Raw genomic sequence first — 12,995 nt, forward strand, 5'->3', positions numbered from 1 at the left:
TAATGGCACTAGCAGCCCGGGGTCTGGCACAAAGTCCCCTGGCTCTGTATCCGAAGACAGACTTCAGGATGCCACTCGACCTCCCTCCTTCTCTTTCCGGCTCATTTGGAGAGATAAGACCGGGCCATTTTCATTCGGGCTCTGACTTTCGCACGAATCAGCGGGAAGGATACCCTGTTTATGCGGTGTCAGATGGATATGTATCCCGATTGCGGGTTCAGATAGGGGGCTTCGGAAATGCCGTTTATCTGACTCATCCAAACGGATATACGACCGTATATGCGCATTTGCAGCGTTTCAATACCCAAATTGAACGGACGCTGCTGGCACATCAGTACCGTACGAAATCTTACGGAGTAGACATTCCGATGCTTCCGATTGAGATACCGGTGAAGAAGGGCGACATCATCGCCTGGTCGGGTAACACGGGCGGCTCGGCAGGACCGCATCTACACTTTGAAGTGCGCGACAGTAAAACAGAGGAAACGGTCAATCCGGAGCTCTTCGGCATACATGTTAGCGATAACATCAGGCCGACCATCGCCGGACTGTATATGTACCGGTTGAACGGTAAACCATTCGATGAAAATACGGTGAGGCAATATTTCGCGCTGGTCAAAAGCGGTAGCCGATATACCTTGAATAAGATGCCGGTAATTAATTTTAGCGGCGACGTAGGTTTTGGTATCAACACTTACGATATCCAGGCGGCAGGGAACAAAAATGGAGTCTATTCGATTGAGCTTCAAATGGATGGAAAAACAATATATCATTCTGAAATGGAGAGGTTCTCATTTGCTAACTCCAGAGCGGTGAACTCACATATGGACTATCCCTTCCGGATGAAATCAGGCACTGTGGTTACAAAGAGTTTTGTAGAACCAGGTAATCCACTCAAAATCTACAAAACATTGGTGAACAATGGCCTGATCAATGTGTCGGATAACCAGATACATGACATGAAGTATATCGTGAAAGATGTTTCGGGGAACACCAGTACACTTGATTTCCGCATCCAGTACAATGCCAAATCTGTCATCAAGGGGGAAGAACCAAAATATGTGCAGCTGTTTAATTATAATAAAGAGAACACCTACTCTACTCCCAATATCAGCATCAAAATACCAAAAGGGGTATTATATAACGATCTGTATTTCAGATATTCAGAAGGAGATAAATCGGGCTATTCAGCGGTACACAGAGTGCATACACCCCTTATTCCGCTGCATAGCAACTATGAACTTTCGATCAGGGCGGATTCTACTTTGCCAGCTCATCTTCAGAAATACGCCGTTATCGTTGATGCGAGAGGCGTTTACCAGGGAGGGACATATGAGAATGGGTTTGTTAAAGCGAGGCCCCGGGTTTTTGGAAATTTCCGTGTAACAGTGGATACTGTAGCTCCGGTGATCACCTCCCTTAATTTGAAGGACGGTAGGTCTGTTGCAGGTTTGTCGAAGTTAAGTTTTAAGATCTCGGATAACTTGTCAGGAATCCGTAGCTTTAATGCAACGATTGACGGTCAATGGGTATTGATGGAATACGACCCCAAAAGGGCGCTTACCTGGCATACGCTTGATAAGGCTTTAGCAAAAGGGAAACACCATTTTCAATATGTGGTTATTGATATGAAAGGTAATTCAAAAACATTTAACGCAACATTCTATAAATAAAGACTATGGCAGAATTGAAAGAGGGTGACGCAGCTCCCCAGTTTGTAGCGAAAGATCAGCATGGTAATTCAGTGTCCTTAAGTGATTTTGAGGGGAAAACCGTGATCTTATATTTTTATCCGAAAGACGACACGCCGGGTTGTACAGCAGAGGCCTGTAATTTCAGGGATAATTACCACCGTCTGCAAGAGGAAGGCTATGTGGTATTAGGTGTCAGCACGGATGACGAGAAGTCGCATAAAAAGTTTTCGACAAAGTATGAACTACCGTTTACGCTGCTGGCAGATGAAGACAAACAGATTGTTGAAGCCTACGGCGTATGGGTTGAGAAGAATATGTATGGAAAAAAGTCTATGGGAACTGCAAGGAAGACATTTGTTATATCTCCGGATCAGACTATCAGCAAGATTATCAGCAAAGTAAACACTGCGGAATCGTCGCAACAGGTTCTGGATCTACTAAAAGAGGGTTAACATTTAATCCTCTTTTTTGACGATCTGATATATGATATCTGACTGGTTATTCATATTTTAGGCGCTTTCAAAATAGATATGAAAGCAGATATTGAAAAACTAACCGGCATAGCTACTCAGGTCCGTCGGGATATTGTTAGAATGGTACATCAGTGCCAGTCAGGCCACCCTGGCGGTTCATTGGGTTGCACGGATTATTTCGTTGCTCTTTATTTCCATGTATTGAAGCATAACCCGGACTTCAATATGGATGGCAAGGGAGAAGATCTTTTCTTCTTATCAAACGGACATATTTCACCAGTATGGTATAGTGTTCTTGCCCGTTCAGGCTACTTCGATCCTAAGGAGTTGGCTACCTTCCGTAAAATAAACTCCCGCGTTCAGGGCCACCCTGCAACACACGAACATCTTCCGGGAATTCGCGTAGCTTCAGGTTCTCTGGGACAGGGTCTCTCTGTCGCAATTGGCGCGGCTCTTGCTAAAAAGCTTAACAATGATGACAGCCTGGTTTACACCTTGCATGGCGACGGCGAGCTTCAGGAAGGTCAGATCTGGGAAGCTGCATTATTTGCTCCTCATAACAAGGTTGATAACCTGATTTCTGCTATCGATGTTAACGGGCAGCAAATTGATGGTCCGACTGAGAAAGTCTTATCTCTTGGCAACCTGCGCGCTAAGTGGGAAGCATTCGGCTGGGATGTTCTGGAAACTAACGGTAACGACCTTGCTGAGTTAATCTCTACACTGGAACTGGCGAAGAGCAGAGCGTTCAAAGGTAAACCGATCATGATCTTGATGCAGACCAATATGGGTCATGGTGTTGATTTCATGATGGGATCTCATAAATGGCATGGCGTTGCCCCTAATGATGAGCAGCTTGCTCAGGCACTTGCGCAACTTGGAGATTCTACCAACGACTACTAGTCATATATTAGAGAAACTGAAATGAAGAAATATACTTTTACAGAAAAAAAAGATACACGTTCTGGTTTTGGTGCCGGACTATTAGCAGCTGGTAAGAAAAACCCTAATGTTGTTGCCTTATGTGCTGACCTTGTGGGCTCTTTGAAAATGGAAGCTTTCATCAAGGAATTCCCTGAAAGATTTGTTCAGGTTGGTATTTCAGAAGCCAACATGATGGGTATGGCTGCAGGCCTTACCATTGGTGGGAAAGTTCCTTTTACCGGTACTTTTGCAAATTTTTCGACTGGCCGCGTTTACGATCAGATCCGTCAGTCTATTGCGTACTCGGATAAGAATGTTAAAATATGCGCGTCTCATGCAGGTTTAACCCTGGGTGAGGATGGTGCTACTCACCAGATTCTGGAGGATATCGGTATGATGAAGATGCTTCCGGGTATGACTGTTATCAATCCTTGTGACTATAACCAGACTAAGGCTGCTACTGAAGCGATTGCGGAATTTGAAGGCCCGGTTTACCTGAGATTTGGCCGTCCGGTTATTCCCGTTTTTACTGATCCTGATCAGAAGTTCGAGATTGGCAAGGCATGGATGGTAAATGAAGGTAAGGATGTTAGTATTTTTGCTACCGGCCATTTGGTTTGGGAAGCGATCCTTGCAGGTGAAAAACTTGCTGAACTTGGAATTGACGCCGAGATCATCAACATCCATACGATTAAGCCGCTTGACGCGGAGGCTGTACTGAAGTCTGTTGAGAAAACAGGTTGTGTGGTAACAGCGGAAGAACATAACCGTTTGGGCGGATTGGGTGACAGCATTGCACAACTTTTGGCTCAGAACAACCCTACTCCACAGGAATATGTGGCCGTTAACGATTCTTTCGGTGAGAGTGGCAAGCCTGCTGAACTGATGGCAAAATACGGACTGGATGCAGATGCGATTGTAGCAGCTGTTCAGAAAGTTATTGCAAGGAAGAAATAGTTCTTCGGAGAAATTATAGTATAAACAAAGAAAAGCTGCCAGAATAACCTGGCAGCTTTTCTTGTTATATATGCTGGATTGATTGACCGGGCTTTCCGGATTATTCTGGCTGATCTATCCAGATGCCATCTTCTTTGATGATTTCAATCAGTTCGTCCAATGCGTTTTCTTTGTTAACGCTCTTCTTAACTACCTCTTTACCTCTGTATAATGTGATTTTGCCAGGTCCCATGCCTACATATCCGTAATCTGCATCAGCCATCTCCCCCGGCCCATTGACTATGCAGCCCATGATACCAATCTTGACTCCTTTCAGGTGGCTCGTCCTGCTTCGAATCATCTGGGTGGTTTCCTGAAGATCAAATAGAGTACGGCCGCAACTTGGGCAAGAGATATATTCCGTTTTTGAGATCCTTGAACGTGTTGCCTGAAGAATTCCGAAGGCGGTACTGACGATCACTTTGGCTGATACCTGATCCGATTCGAGCCATATACCGTCGCCAAAGCCGTCGATTAACAGCGCTCCTGCATCTGTAGAGGCATACAGTTGAAAGTCAGACTCTAATGCATCTATCGTTTCATTCGCGCTGAAAGAAGTCGGGTAGGAACGCTTGATAATTACCGGGGTCCTGATACCGAGATTCTCCATTCCGAAGAAAAACTGCCTTTGGTCTGCCATACCGTGTTCCTGGTCTGTGGTCAGAACGAACACAAGCGTCGGATCTGCGGAAATCAGTTTGAGAACTTCGGGACTGTCAGCTAAGTTTCTGTAACTGATGTAAACCAAGTTCAACGCCGTATCCTTTTCTGCTGCGGCCTGGTATTCTTCGAGCGTATAGAGGGGGTGACAGTTCTTTTTCTGCTCAAGCCTTAGCCAGGTGCCAAAATTATAGAGTTGTTTCAGGTTCCCGGGCATGGTGAATGAGGGAAGTCTGTCAGCCAGATAAACAAAGTCAACAGATTGCTCAGCCATATTATACTTGTCGAGCAGAGGGGAATACAGATAGCCCGCAGCTTGCAGAACCATCGGATCCATCAAACTCTCCCTGGAAAGATCAACAACAACGCGGGGAACCTGGTGTCCGCCGATGAATGTATTCAGTTCATCTGAGTTACGCTTGTTGTATTCGTAAGGACTGAAAGGGATGGGTGCAACAGACACAGGTAATGATGAGGAACTTTGAGCTGTACGTTTTTTATATCTGTTTGCAAGGGCAATAGCTACAGGAGCTTCCAGCTCCGGATCTTCAGTGAGTGAAACCCTGATCGTATCTCCAAGACCATCCTCCAATAAAGTGCCTATACCAACGGATGATTTGATTCGTCCGTCTTCTCCGTCTCCTGCTTCCGTTACTCCGAGGTGCAACGGGTAGTTCATCCCCTCTTTGGCCATTGTTTCGACCAACAGACGGTAGGCCTGGACCATTACCTGCGGGTTGCTGGCCTTCATGGAAATGACGAGGTTGTAATAGTTAAGGCTCTCACACATGCGCATGAACTCCATAGCAGATTCTACCATACCCCTCGGTGTGTCACCATAGTAACTCATGATACGGTCAGACAGCGAACCGTGATTTGTCCCGATCCGCATAGCGGTACCGTATTCTTTGCAAACTTTTACGAGTGGCGAGAACTTCTTGTAAATCCGGTCTAATTCTTCCTGATATTGTGAAGCCGTATATTCGAGCTGGTCAAAACGCTTTTTGTCGGCGTAATTTCCAGGATTGATCCTTACCTTTTCAACGATCCGGGCAGCGGCCTCCGCTGCGTTAGGCGTGAAATGGATATCTGCCACCAATGGAACGTTATACCCCCTTCTGCGGAGCTCCTTTTTAATCTCTGCAAGGTTGTTCGCCTCCTTGATACTTGGAGCTGTGATACGCACGTACTCACAACCTGCATCCACCATCCGAATTGTCTGTTCAACGGTACCGAGTGTATCCATCGTATCGGTGGTCGTCATACTTTGAATCCTGATAGGATTATCAGCCCCCATCGGTATATCTCCGATAGATACTTCCCGTGTAACGAACCTGGAATATGAGGTTTGCGAATTGCAATAAAGGCCGTTAAGTAAAATCTTGCTGTCTGTAGAATTCATAGTAGTCAAATCACACAAAAGTAATGATTTATCTTCTTGTATCCGGTGTGATTGACATAGTGTGAGATAGCTTCAGAAAAGAATGGGCTATATTCAATAAACACATGCAACTTAATTGCATTATCTATTTTGTTTCTACATTTGTGTCATGGAATCAGAAACGCTTACCAACAAGTTAGACAAAATCGGTATTACAGCCTCGACAATTTGTGCGATCCATTGCGCTGTCGTTCCTTTTATTGTTTCATTATTGCCTCTCTGGAGTCTGGGCTTTTTAGCTGAGGAATGGATGGAGATTTCTATGATCGTTTTATCTCTGGTAATCGGAAGCTGGGCTCTGGGCGTCTCCTGGACGAAGCATAGAAGAACAAAAGCGTTGCGGATCTTCATATGCGGCTTTGTTTTTATCGCGGCAGGACATTGGTTCGGACATGGGTCGACAGAGCATCTTCTTCTTCCGGCAGGTGGGCTAACGATTGCTTTAGCACATTATACAAACTGGAAGCAGAATTTAACATCTTTAAAAACTTCCGAAATAAACCCTGAGCTCTAAATTATTCAACCAGCGAGCCAAGCTGTACATTTGTTGCTATATTGAACCACTCAACGCATTTGCCTGTTTTTGGGCGCAAATAACAAGTATATAATGATTATAGCTGAATCTCTTTCTCATTATTATTCTAAAGATCATACCCTATCATTTGAAGACTGGCATATTGCGGAGTCGGAGCAGTGGTTATTGCTGGGTGACTCGGGAAGCGGCAAGACCACGCTGATCAACATCTTATCAGGCCTGCTAAAACCAGCAAGTGGAAGAGTAACTATCAAAAACACGGACATTTATCAGCTGAAGGGAAAAGACAGAGATCATTTTCGCGGTCAGCATATCGGTATCATCTTTCAAAAGCCTCATATCATTAAAAGCCTCACCATCATGGAGAACTTATTGATAGCGCAGAGTTTCGCGCTACTGAAAGAAGACAAGCTGAGGGTTGAAGAAGTACTCGAATCTTTGGGAATAGCGTCTAAGATGCACGCTTATCCTGCTGAGCTGAGCTATGGTCAGCTGCAGCGTGTTTCGATTGCCCGGGCAGTGATCAACAAGCCAACCTTGCTGATAGCCGATGAGCCTACATCCAGCCTGGACGACCGGAATGCTGAGGTGGTCATCACGCTGTTGGCTGAACAATCGCGCATCAACGGTTCTACTCTGGTTGTTTCCACACACGACCAGCGAGTGAAAAATAGTTTCGACAAAAAGTACATATTATAATGAGTCCTTTAAAGATTAGCCTCAAGAGTCTGGCAGCAAATCCACTTACCTCTTTGCTCAATGTGCTACTGATCGCATTTGGGACGGGAATCCTGACTATTCTGGTACTTGCATCTACTCAGATCAGCGACAAGTTGGAAAGTAATTCGAAGGATATTGATCTGGTAGTGGGCGCCAAAGGGAGTCCGTTACAGTTAATTCTCAGCAGCATATTCTATATCGATTTCCCTACAGGAAATATACCTCTCAAGGATGCCAATGCGCTTTCCCGTCATCGGATGGTTAAGCGGGCGGTACCCCTGGCACTGGGAGACAGCTATCAGGGTTTTCGGATTGTGGGGACAGACACCAGCTTCATCAATCTTTATAGTCTGCAACTCGAAAAAGGCAAGTTCTGGGACGGCAATTTTGATGTAACTGTTGGCTCAGAAGTTGCGAAAGTCTTGAATTTAAAACCGGGAGACACCTTTCATGGTGCTCACGGACTTACTTCAGGAGGCGATACACATATGGATCATGCTTATGTAGTAGCGGGAATTCTGAAGCAACAAAACAATGTATCTGATAATCTTATATTGACTGACATACCGAGCATCTGGAACATGCATGCTCCGGGTAAGACACATGACGCGGGACGGGGACACGCTGAAGCAGAACCGGGAGACACGCATCATCAGGAACATCAGCATTCGGACGAAACTCATGGTGCGACGCATGAGCACGCCGAAGAAGGGGATGATGAAGATCGGGAGATAACTTCGCTACTCATACAATACCACTCTCCTATGGCAGTGGTGATGTTTCCACGTTTGGTAAACCAGTCTACCAATATGCAGGCTGCTTCTCCGGCACTTGAAACAGCCCGCCTTTTTTCTCTTATCGGAGTGGGAGTGGATACGCTTCAGTGGTTTGCTATTCTCATCATGGTGATTGCAGCCATAAGCGTATTTGTAAGTCTGTTTAATTCGCTTAAGGAAAGAAAATACGACATTGCCGTCATGCGCGTTATGGGTGCCTCCAGATCCAGGATATTTATTATAGTAATTTTGGAGGGCGTACTTTTAAGTTTAGTTGGTGCGCTGATTGGCATCGCGCTCGGGCATGGTATACTCCAAATGATCGGCAGCTTCCAGGATTCAAGTCAGGCAAAGCTCAGCGGACTTGTTTTTAATTTAAAGGAGCTATATATTCTGACTGCGGGACTGGCTATCGGGATAATTGCTTCTATCCTTCCGGCTATTCAGGCATACCGATCGGATATCGCTTCCATATTATCTAAAGGTTGAAGATTGAAAAAGGGCCGGTTAGAATAGCCTGTCGAGGTTATGAGGTGATACTTGGAATATATTTGGTAATTTTACGACTAGAAGAGTCAAATGATGCAGGGAAAATTCGACGAATTACTGGAGAAACATAGCTTAAAGAAGACAGCACCACGATTCCGCGTGCTTGAAGTATTGTCGAACAGGAATGTGGCTACTTCACAACCTAACCTGGAGAACATCTTAGGGAAGGAAGTTGACCGCGTTACCCTCTATCGAATTCTTAAAACTTTCGAGGAAAAAGGAATTATTCATAAGATCATTGACTCGAATGGAACGGCCAATTATGCAGTGTGTCATTCGTCGTGTACCGAACATCAGCACCGTGATGAGCATCTGCATTTTAACTGTACCGTTTGCAAGAATGTTTATTGCCTGAATGATGTGCACATTCCAAACGTCATCTTGCCCGGTGGTTTTGAGGCTAGTACGATCAACCTTATAGCAACCGGAATATGCCCCGGCTGCAAAGCAGCATCAGAGTAAACGGTCTTTTACGACAAGTGTTCTCGCCAACCGGTCATGCCAGCACTGTTGCCTTTTATCAAAAAACCCCGCTAAATATCCTACTCCGAGGCTCAGGGTAGACACCAGTTTGTATAAGTTACGTGCAAAGCTTTGAGTAAGTGTCATCTTTTCAGCGTCTACGCGAATCACTTTGATCCCCAGGAGTGCTTTTCCAAAAGTACCTTTTCGGCTCGAAGCTTCCATGAAAACGTTCATCACGAACTTCACTACAGGAATTACTGGCAGGAAACTAAGGGTTACAGCCACTTTAAGATACTGCGCATCTATAAACGAGACCACAATAAGGACGATGACAAGGTAGAACGTAAGAATTATTCCGTAATCGATAAGGGCCGCTAGCATACGTATATCTGGCGACGCGAAATACTGCGCTTCCGCTCTGGTAAGCCTAAAACCCAATAGCTCACATAGCTCCGGAATCTCATGTGCCTCCTTATAGTCGCTCATCCCCTCTCTTTTAACAAAGGTGCCTTCCATGAGATTCATGCTCTTCATTTCCGTAAGGCTAAAAGGGCCCTGAGGCTTACCCTCAATCACCACTATGTAAGCATCTTCCATGCTAATATCTTTCGACCTTAAATTTCGACAATCCGCCTTCCATATTTATAGTGATCTTTTGCTGGGCAGAACTAAAATTCGGTGTCTGAAAAGAATTGTCAGAGAGCTTGGTAAATCCCTTGAAGTCCATTGAAGACAGGCCGGATTCTGTCCTGATCTCACATCCCGCAGACTTTGGGATGGCGATATTGATCTTCGAAACACCTGACTCTACATCTATCACTGTTGTTTTACTCAGAGTTCCCAATTTGATATCAAACTTTGCCACGCCTCCCTCCAGCTTCATTTTACGTATTTTGTACTTCGTCAGGTCGAAATCTGTTTTGCCAGCTCCGGTCTCCAGATTGATATCCCAAACAGGTTCTGGATTCAGCGTGATAATGACCTGGTTGGAAGAAGATTTTTTCATATCCCACTTCGCCTCCCCTGTCATCTTAAAATCTACCGTTTCAGTACTATCTGTCGAAAACTTAAACATGGAGTAATTACCAATATGCTTTTTTACATGAGCATTGAATAGCTCCGAAGCAGTGTCGCGCAGGATAAAGCTCGTTGCACCACCTTCAATATTAAGAATTGCATTGCGAGTACCTGCGATATAGGGTTCGCTGAAAATAGTGGTTTTCGACTTATTAGGCTGATCCCTGGAAGGACTCTCGTCAGTGATCCAGCTATCCCTTCCCGTTTCGTCGTGAGAAACACCCTTGTAACCGATAAATCCAAGAACGACGACGGTGATCAGCACAGTGACCACCCCTCCAGCAGTTGAATTCGAGTTGGAGAAGAGCATATTTGCACCGATGAGTATCAGGATAACCGGCCAGAACCTCCATATAACCGACCACTCGAAGTCGATGACATTGAAGTTTTGCAAGAGAAGAATTCCCCCCAGAAAGAGTAATACGATACCCCAAATAATTCGTTCCGTTTTCATATTTAATTAAGCTAAAGGCTGATCACCAGACTGATCACTTGATTCATATTCCTTGTTTTTAACCTTATTGCGCCGACGGGGATTGAAGAGAAATACCAGCCCCAGAACAATTAGTATTATCGGCCATAATTTGCTAATATCAAACCAGTCGGGCACATAGCCAAATTCCTCAAATAAAAAATATAAGCCAAGCGCTATGAAGAAGCCCCCCAGGATAGGCATGGAATTAGATTTGCGCTTATTTATGGGCATGGGCGCTGTGAACTCCAGGGGTGCTTGCTCGTCCACTCTGTAGTCTGTATTGAATGGGACGTACGGCTTCGCTGGAACTACAATCCATAATATCAGGTATACTAATACCCCCGAAAATCCCATAATGACCATCAGAAGAAAGATTAGCCTCACCCAGATAACATCCAGATCGAAGTACTCTGCCAAACCAGCGGCCACCCCGGCTAATACTTTATTGCTTTCATCACGCTGCAACTTCTTATCCATAATCGTAATCCTTTAAGGTTGACATTAACAATATTTATTAGAGCAGGAACCAGTGAACTTGTTACAAACATGCAGATTATTGGAAAGCCTGAGGCCTGGTAGACCGTCAGATAATTATTTAAAACATCAATTGGAAGTGAGTGTTGTAGCATAAGCTGAAAATGCATCACGCGCAACCTTGCAAATTGATTACATTAGCTACCACATTTGAAAAAATAAATACACTGACTATATATGTTCACAGACTTCGGAAGATACATCCTTCTCCTTAAAGCAGTATTCAAACGCCCAGAACAATGGAAGATCTACTGGAAAAACATTGCGCATGAGATGGTTTATATAGGTGTCAATTCGATTTACCTGATTGGAATTATTTCCATCTTTGTTGGTGCCGTTATGACTCTGCAAATTGCTTTTCAGCTTCAGAGCGACCTTATTCCTAAAACAATTATTGGTTCTGTAAACAGGGATTCTGCCATTCTTGAACTGAGTCCAACCATCAGTGCATTGGTACTTGCGGGTAAAATCGGCTCCTCCATCTCCTCGGAGATCGGCACCATGAGGGTGACCGAGCAGATCGATGCACTCGAGATAATGGGAATAAACACGCCCGGCTATCTGATTCTTCCTAAGATTATTGCGGGCGTATCCATGATTCCTTTACTTGTAATTATCTCAATTGCACTAAACATAATCGGTGGCTATATAGGAGGAACCTTCTCAGGGGCGATAACCGGTGCTGATTACTATAGAGGTATCACCGAAGGATTCAACCCATACACCATTGTTGTGTCGCTAACCAAAGCGTTTGTTTTTGGTTTTATTATCACTTCGGTGGCGGCGTATCAGGGATTTTATGTTAAGGGAAGTGCTCTGGAAGTTGGGCGCGCCAGCACCAGCACAGTTGTAATCAGCTGTATCTCTATCTTATTTGCCGATTATATCATTACTGATCTCTTATTATGATTGAAATAAAAGACATCCACAAGTCATTCGGCGAAAATTATGTACTTAAGGGAATCTCAGGATTATTCCAGGACGGACGGAATAACTTAATTATCGGAGGTTCTGGTTCGGGAAAAACAACCCTTCTGAAGTGTATGGTAGGCTTGCACGAGCCGGATGATGGCTCTGTACTCTATGATGGGCGCGACTTTACACGTCTTTCCAATCAGGAGCGTATTGAAATACGAAAAGAAATCGGCATGCTTTTCCAGAACTCGGCACTGTTCGATTCGATGACTGTCGAAGACAATATCATGTTCCCTCTTAACATGTTTACTACTCAAAGCAGGGAAGAGAAGCTGGAGCGGGCTAATTTCTGTCTCAGCCGGGTGAATCTGGAGGGCAAGAACAAGCTATTTCCGTCTGAACTATCGGGAGGAATGAAAAAGCGTGTAGGTATTGCCCGCGCGATCTCGATGCAGCCAAAGTATCTGTTCGTTGATGAGCCGAATTCGGGCCTTGATCCGCTGACGTCTATCGTTATCGATGAACTTATCAATGAGTTAACCGACGAATATAACATGACCACTGTCGTTGTCACTCACGACATGAATTCGGTAATGGGCATTGGTGAAAATATCCTCTTTCTTGCTGATGGACGTAAAGAATGGGAAGGCTCCAACAAGGAAATTGCTCATACTAACAATCCGAAGGTTAATGATTTCGTATTTGCAAGTAAGTTTGCCCAGGCCGCAAGGGAGAAGTTGTAGCTCTTCAGGTCATTATAA

At 44.7% G+C, this 12,995-nt stretch carries 14 protein-coding genes; 10 read left to right on the forward strand and 4 right to left on the reverse strand.

What is annotated here, in order from left to right:
• Positions 1-2: 2 nt before the first annotated feature.
• The 4 genes from B0I27_RS14980 (at position 3) to B0I27_RS14995 (ending at position 4,048) form a co-directional block, all read left to right on the forward strand.
• Positions 3-1,673, forward strand: coding sequence for a M23 family metallopeptidase (locus B0I27_RS14980; protein ID WP_245925527.1), 1,671 nt, complete (start codon positions 3-5; stop codon positions 1,671-1,673).
• Positions 1,674-1,678: 5 nt separating this feature from the next.
• Positions 1,679-2,146, forward strand: coding sequence for a thioredoxin-dependent thiol peroxidase (gene bcp / locus B0I27_RS14985; RefSeq protein ID WP_106294810.1), 468 nt, complete (start codon positions 1,679-1,681; stop codon positions 2,144-2,146).
• 78 nt (positions 2,147-2,224) lie between these two features.
• Positions 2,225-3,070, forward strand: coding sequence for a transketolase (locus tag B0I27_RS14990; protein WP_106294812.1), 846 nt, complete (start codon positions 2,225-2,227; stop codon positions 3,068-3,070).
• A gap of 21 nt (positions 3,071-3,091) precedes the next feature.
• Entirely contained in the window at positions 3,092-4,048 is a 957-nt protein-coding gene (locus B0I27_RS14995; RefSeq protein WP_106294814.1) for a transketolase family protein, read from the forward strand.
• A gap of 100 nt (positions 4,049-4,148) precedes the next feature.
• Here B0I27_RS14995 and ispG read toward each other — a convergent pair whose 3' ends face one another.
• A complete protein-coding gene (gene ispG / locus B0I27_RS15000; RefSeq protein WP_106294816.1) occupies positions 4,149-6,149 on the reverse strand; it encodes a (E)-4-hydroxy-3-methylbut-2-enyl-diphosphate synthase in 2,001 nt (666 codons plus the stop codon).
• Positions 6,150-6,297: 148 nt separating this feature from the next.
• On the opposite strand from ispG, the gene B0I27_RS15005 reads away from it, so the two are divergent.
• From B0I27_RS15005 to B0I27_RS15020, 4 genes are all read left to right on the forward strand, one after another.
• Positions 6,298-6,702, forward strand: a complete 405-nt coding sequence (locus B0I27_RS15005; protein ID WP_106294818.1) for a MerC domain-containing protein — start codon at positions 6,298-6,300, stop codon at positions 6,700-6,702.
• A gap of 93 nt (positions 6,703-6,795) precedes the next feature.
• Positions 6,796-7,422 (forward strand): ABC transporter ATP-binding protein, encoded by a 627-nt coding sequence (locus B0I27_RS15010; RefSeq protein ID WP_106294820.1) that lies wholly within the window; start codon positions 6,796-6,798, stop codon positions 7,420-7,422.
• Complete coding sequence (locus B0I27_RS15015) at positions 7,422-8,708, forward strand: ABC transporter permease (protein WP_106294822.1); 1,287 nt, start codon at positions 7,422-7,424, stop codon at positions 8,706-8,708. The genes B0I27_RS15010 and B0I27_RS15015 overlap by 1 nt, the downstream gene beginning before the upstream one ends.
• Positions 8,709-8,798: 90 nt before the next feature.
• Positions 8,799-9,230, forward strand: coding sequence for a Fur family transcriptional regulator (locus tag B0I27_RS15020; RefSeq protein WP_106294824.1), 432 nt, complete (start codon positions 8,799-8,801; stop codon positions 9,228-9,230).
• On the opposite strand, the gene B0I27_RS15025 is transcribed toward B0I27_RS15020, so the two are convergent.
• From B0I27_RS15025 to B0I27_RS15035, 3 genes are read right to left on the reverse strand one after another with little or no spacing between them, the layout of a single operon-like run.
• A complete protein-coding gene (locus B0I27_RS15025) occupies positions 9,222-9,830 on the reverse strand; it encodes an RDD family protein (RefSeq protein ID WP_106294826.1) in 609 nt (202 codons plus the stop codon). The two genes, B0I27_RS15020 and B0I27_RS15025, sit on opposite strands and share 9 nt — an antisense overlap.
• 1 nt (position 9,831) lies before the next feature.
• Positions 9,832-10,764: a LiaI-LiaF-like domain-containing protein gene (locus B0I27_RS15030; RefSeq protein ID WP_106294828.1), complete on the reverse strand. Its 933-nt coding sequence runs from the start codon at positions 10,762-10,764 to the stop codon at positions 9,832-9,834.
• A gap of 6 nt (positions 10,765-10,770) precedes the next feature.
• Positions 10,771-11,262: a PspC domain-containing protein gene (locus B0I27_RS15035; RefSeq protein ID WP_106294830.1), complete on the reverse strand. Its 492-nt coding sequence runs from the start codon at positions 11,260-11,262 to the stop codon at positions 10,771-10,773.
• A gap of 234 nt (positions 11,263-11,496) precedes the next feature.
• Between B0I27_RS15035 and B0I27_RS15040 the strand changes: the two genes are divergently transcribed.
• Both B0I27_RS15040 and B0I27_RS15045 read left to right on the forward strand, forming a co-directional pair.
• Positions 11,497-12,228, forward strand: coding sequence for an MlaE family ABC transporter permease (locus B0I27_RS15040; RefSeq protein WP_106294832.1), 732 nt, complete (start codon positions 11,497-11,499; stop codon positions 12,226-12,228).
• Complete coding sequence (locus tag B0I27_RS15045) at positions 12,225-12,977, forward strand: ABC transporter ATP-binding protein (protein WP_106294834.1); 753 nt, start codon at positions 12,225-12,227, stop codon at positions 12,975-12,977. Before B0I27_RS15040 ends, B0I27_RS15045 begins: the two co-directional genes overlap by 4 nt.
• Positions 12,978-12,995 lie beyond the last annotated feature (18 nt).

It is taken from the genome of Arcticibacter pallidicorallinus, assembly GCF_003002875.1.
GTDB classification, from domain to species: Bacteria; Bacteroidota; Bacteroidia; order Sphingobacteriales; family Sphingobacteriaceae; genus Arcticibacter; species Arcticibacter pallidicorallinus.

Excerpts from the sequence above, each read along its gene's own strand:
- B0I27_RS15045 (WP_106294834.1), top strand. The coding sequence starts at position 12,225 with ATGATTGAAATAAAAGACATCCACAAGTCATTCGGCGAAAATTATGTA.
- B0I27_RS14995 (WP_106294814.1), top strand. The coding sequence starts at position 3,092 with ATGAAGAAATATACTTTTACAGAAAAAAAAGATACACGTTCTGGTTTT.
- B0I27_RS15040 (WP_106294832.1), top strand. The coding sequence starts at position 11,497 with ATGTTCACAGACTTCGGAAGATACATCCTTCTCCTTAAAGCAGTATTC.
- B0I27_RS15015 (WP_106294822.1), top strand. The coding sequence starts at position 7,422 with ATGAGTCCTTTAAAGATTAGCCTCAAGAGTCTGGCAGCAAATCCACTT.
- B0I27_RS15010 (WP_106294820.1), top strand. The coding sequence starts at position 6,796 with ATGATTATAGCTGAATCTCTTTCTCATTATTATTCTAAAGATCATACC.
- B0I27_RS15030 (WP_106294828.1), bottom strand. The coding sequence starts at position 10,764 with ATGAAAACGGAACGAATTATTTGGGGTATCGTATTACTCTTTCTGGGG.
- ispG (WP_106294816.1), bottom strand. The coding sequence starts at position 6,149 with ATGAATTCTACAGACAGCAAGATTTTACTTAACGGCCTTTATTGCAAT.
- B0I27_RS15005 (WP_106294818.1), top strand. The coding sequence starts at position 6,298 with ATGGAATCAGAAACGCTTACCAACAAGTTAGACAAAATCGGTATTACA.
- B0I27_RS14990 (WP_106294812.1), top strand. The coding sequence starts at position 2,225 with ATGAAAGCAGATATTGAAAAACTAACCGGCATAGCTACTCAGGTCCGT.
- B0I27_RS15035 (WP_106294830.1), bottom strand. The coding sequence starts at position 11,262 with ATGGATAAGAAGTTGCAGCGTGATGAAAGCAATAAAGTATTAGCCGGG.
- B0I27_RS14980 (WP_245925527.1), top strand. The coding sequence starts at position 3 with ATGGCACTAGCAGCCCGGGGTCTGGCACAAAGTCCCCTGGCTCTGTAT.
- B0I27_RS15025 (WP_106294826.1), bottom strand. The coding sequence starts at position 9,830 with ATGGAAGATGCTTACATAGTGGTGATTGAGGGTAAGCCTCAGGGCCCT.
- bcp (WP_106294810.1), top strand. The coding sequence starts at position 1,679 with ATGGCAGAATTGAAAGAGGGTGACGCAGCTCCCCAGTTTGTAGCGAAA.
- B0I27_RS15020 (WP_106294824.1), top strand. The coding sequence starts at position 8,799 with ATGATGCAGGGAAAATTCGACGAATTACTGGAGAAACATAGCTTAAAG.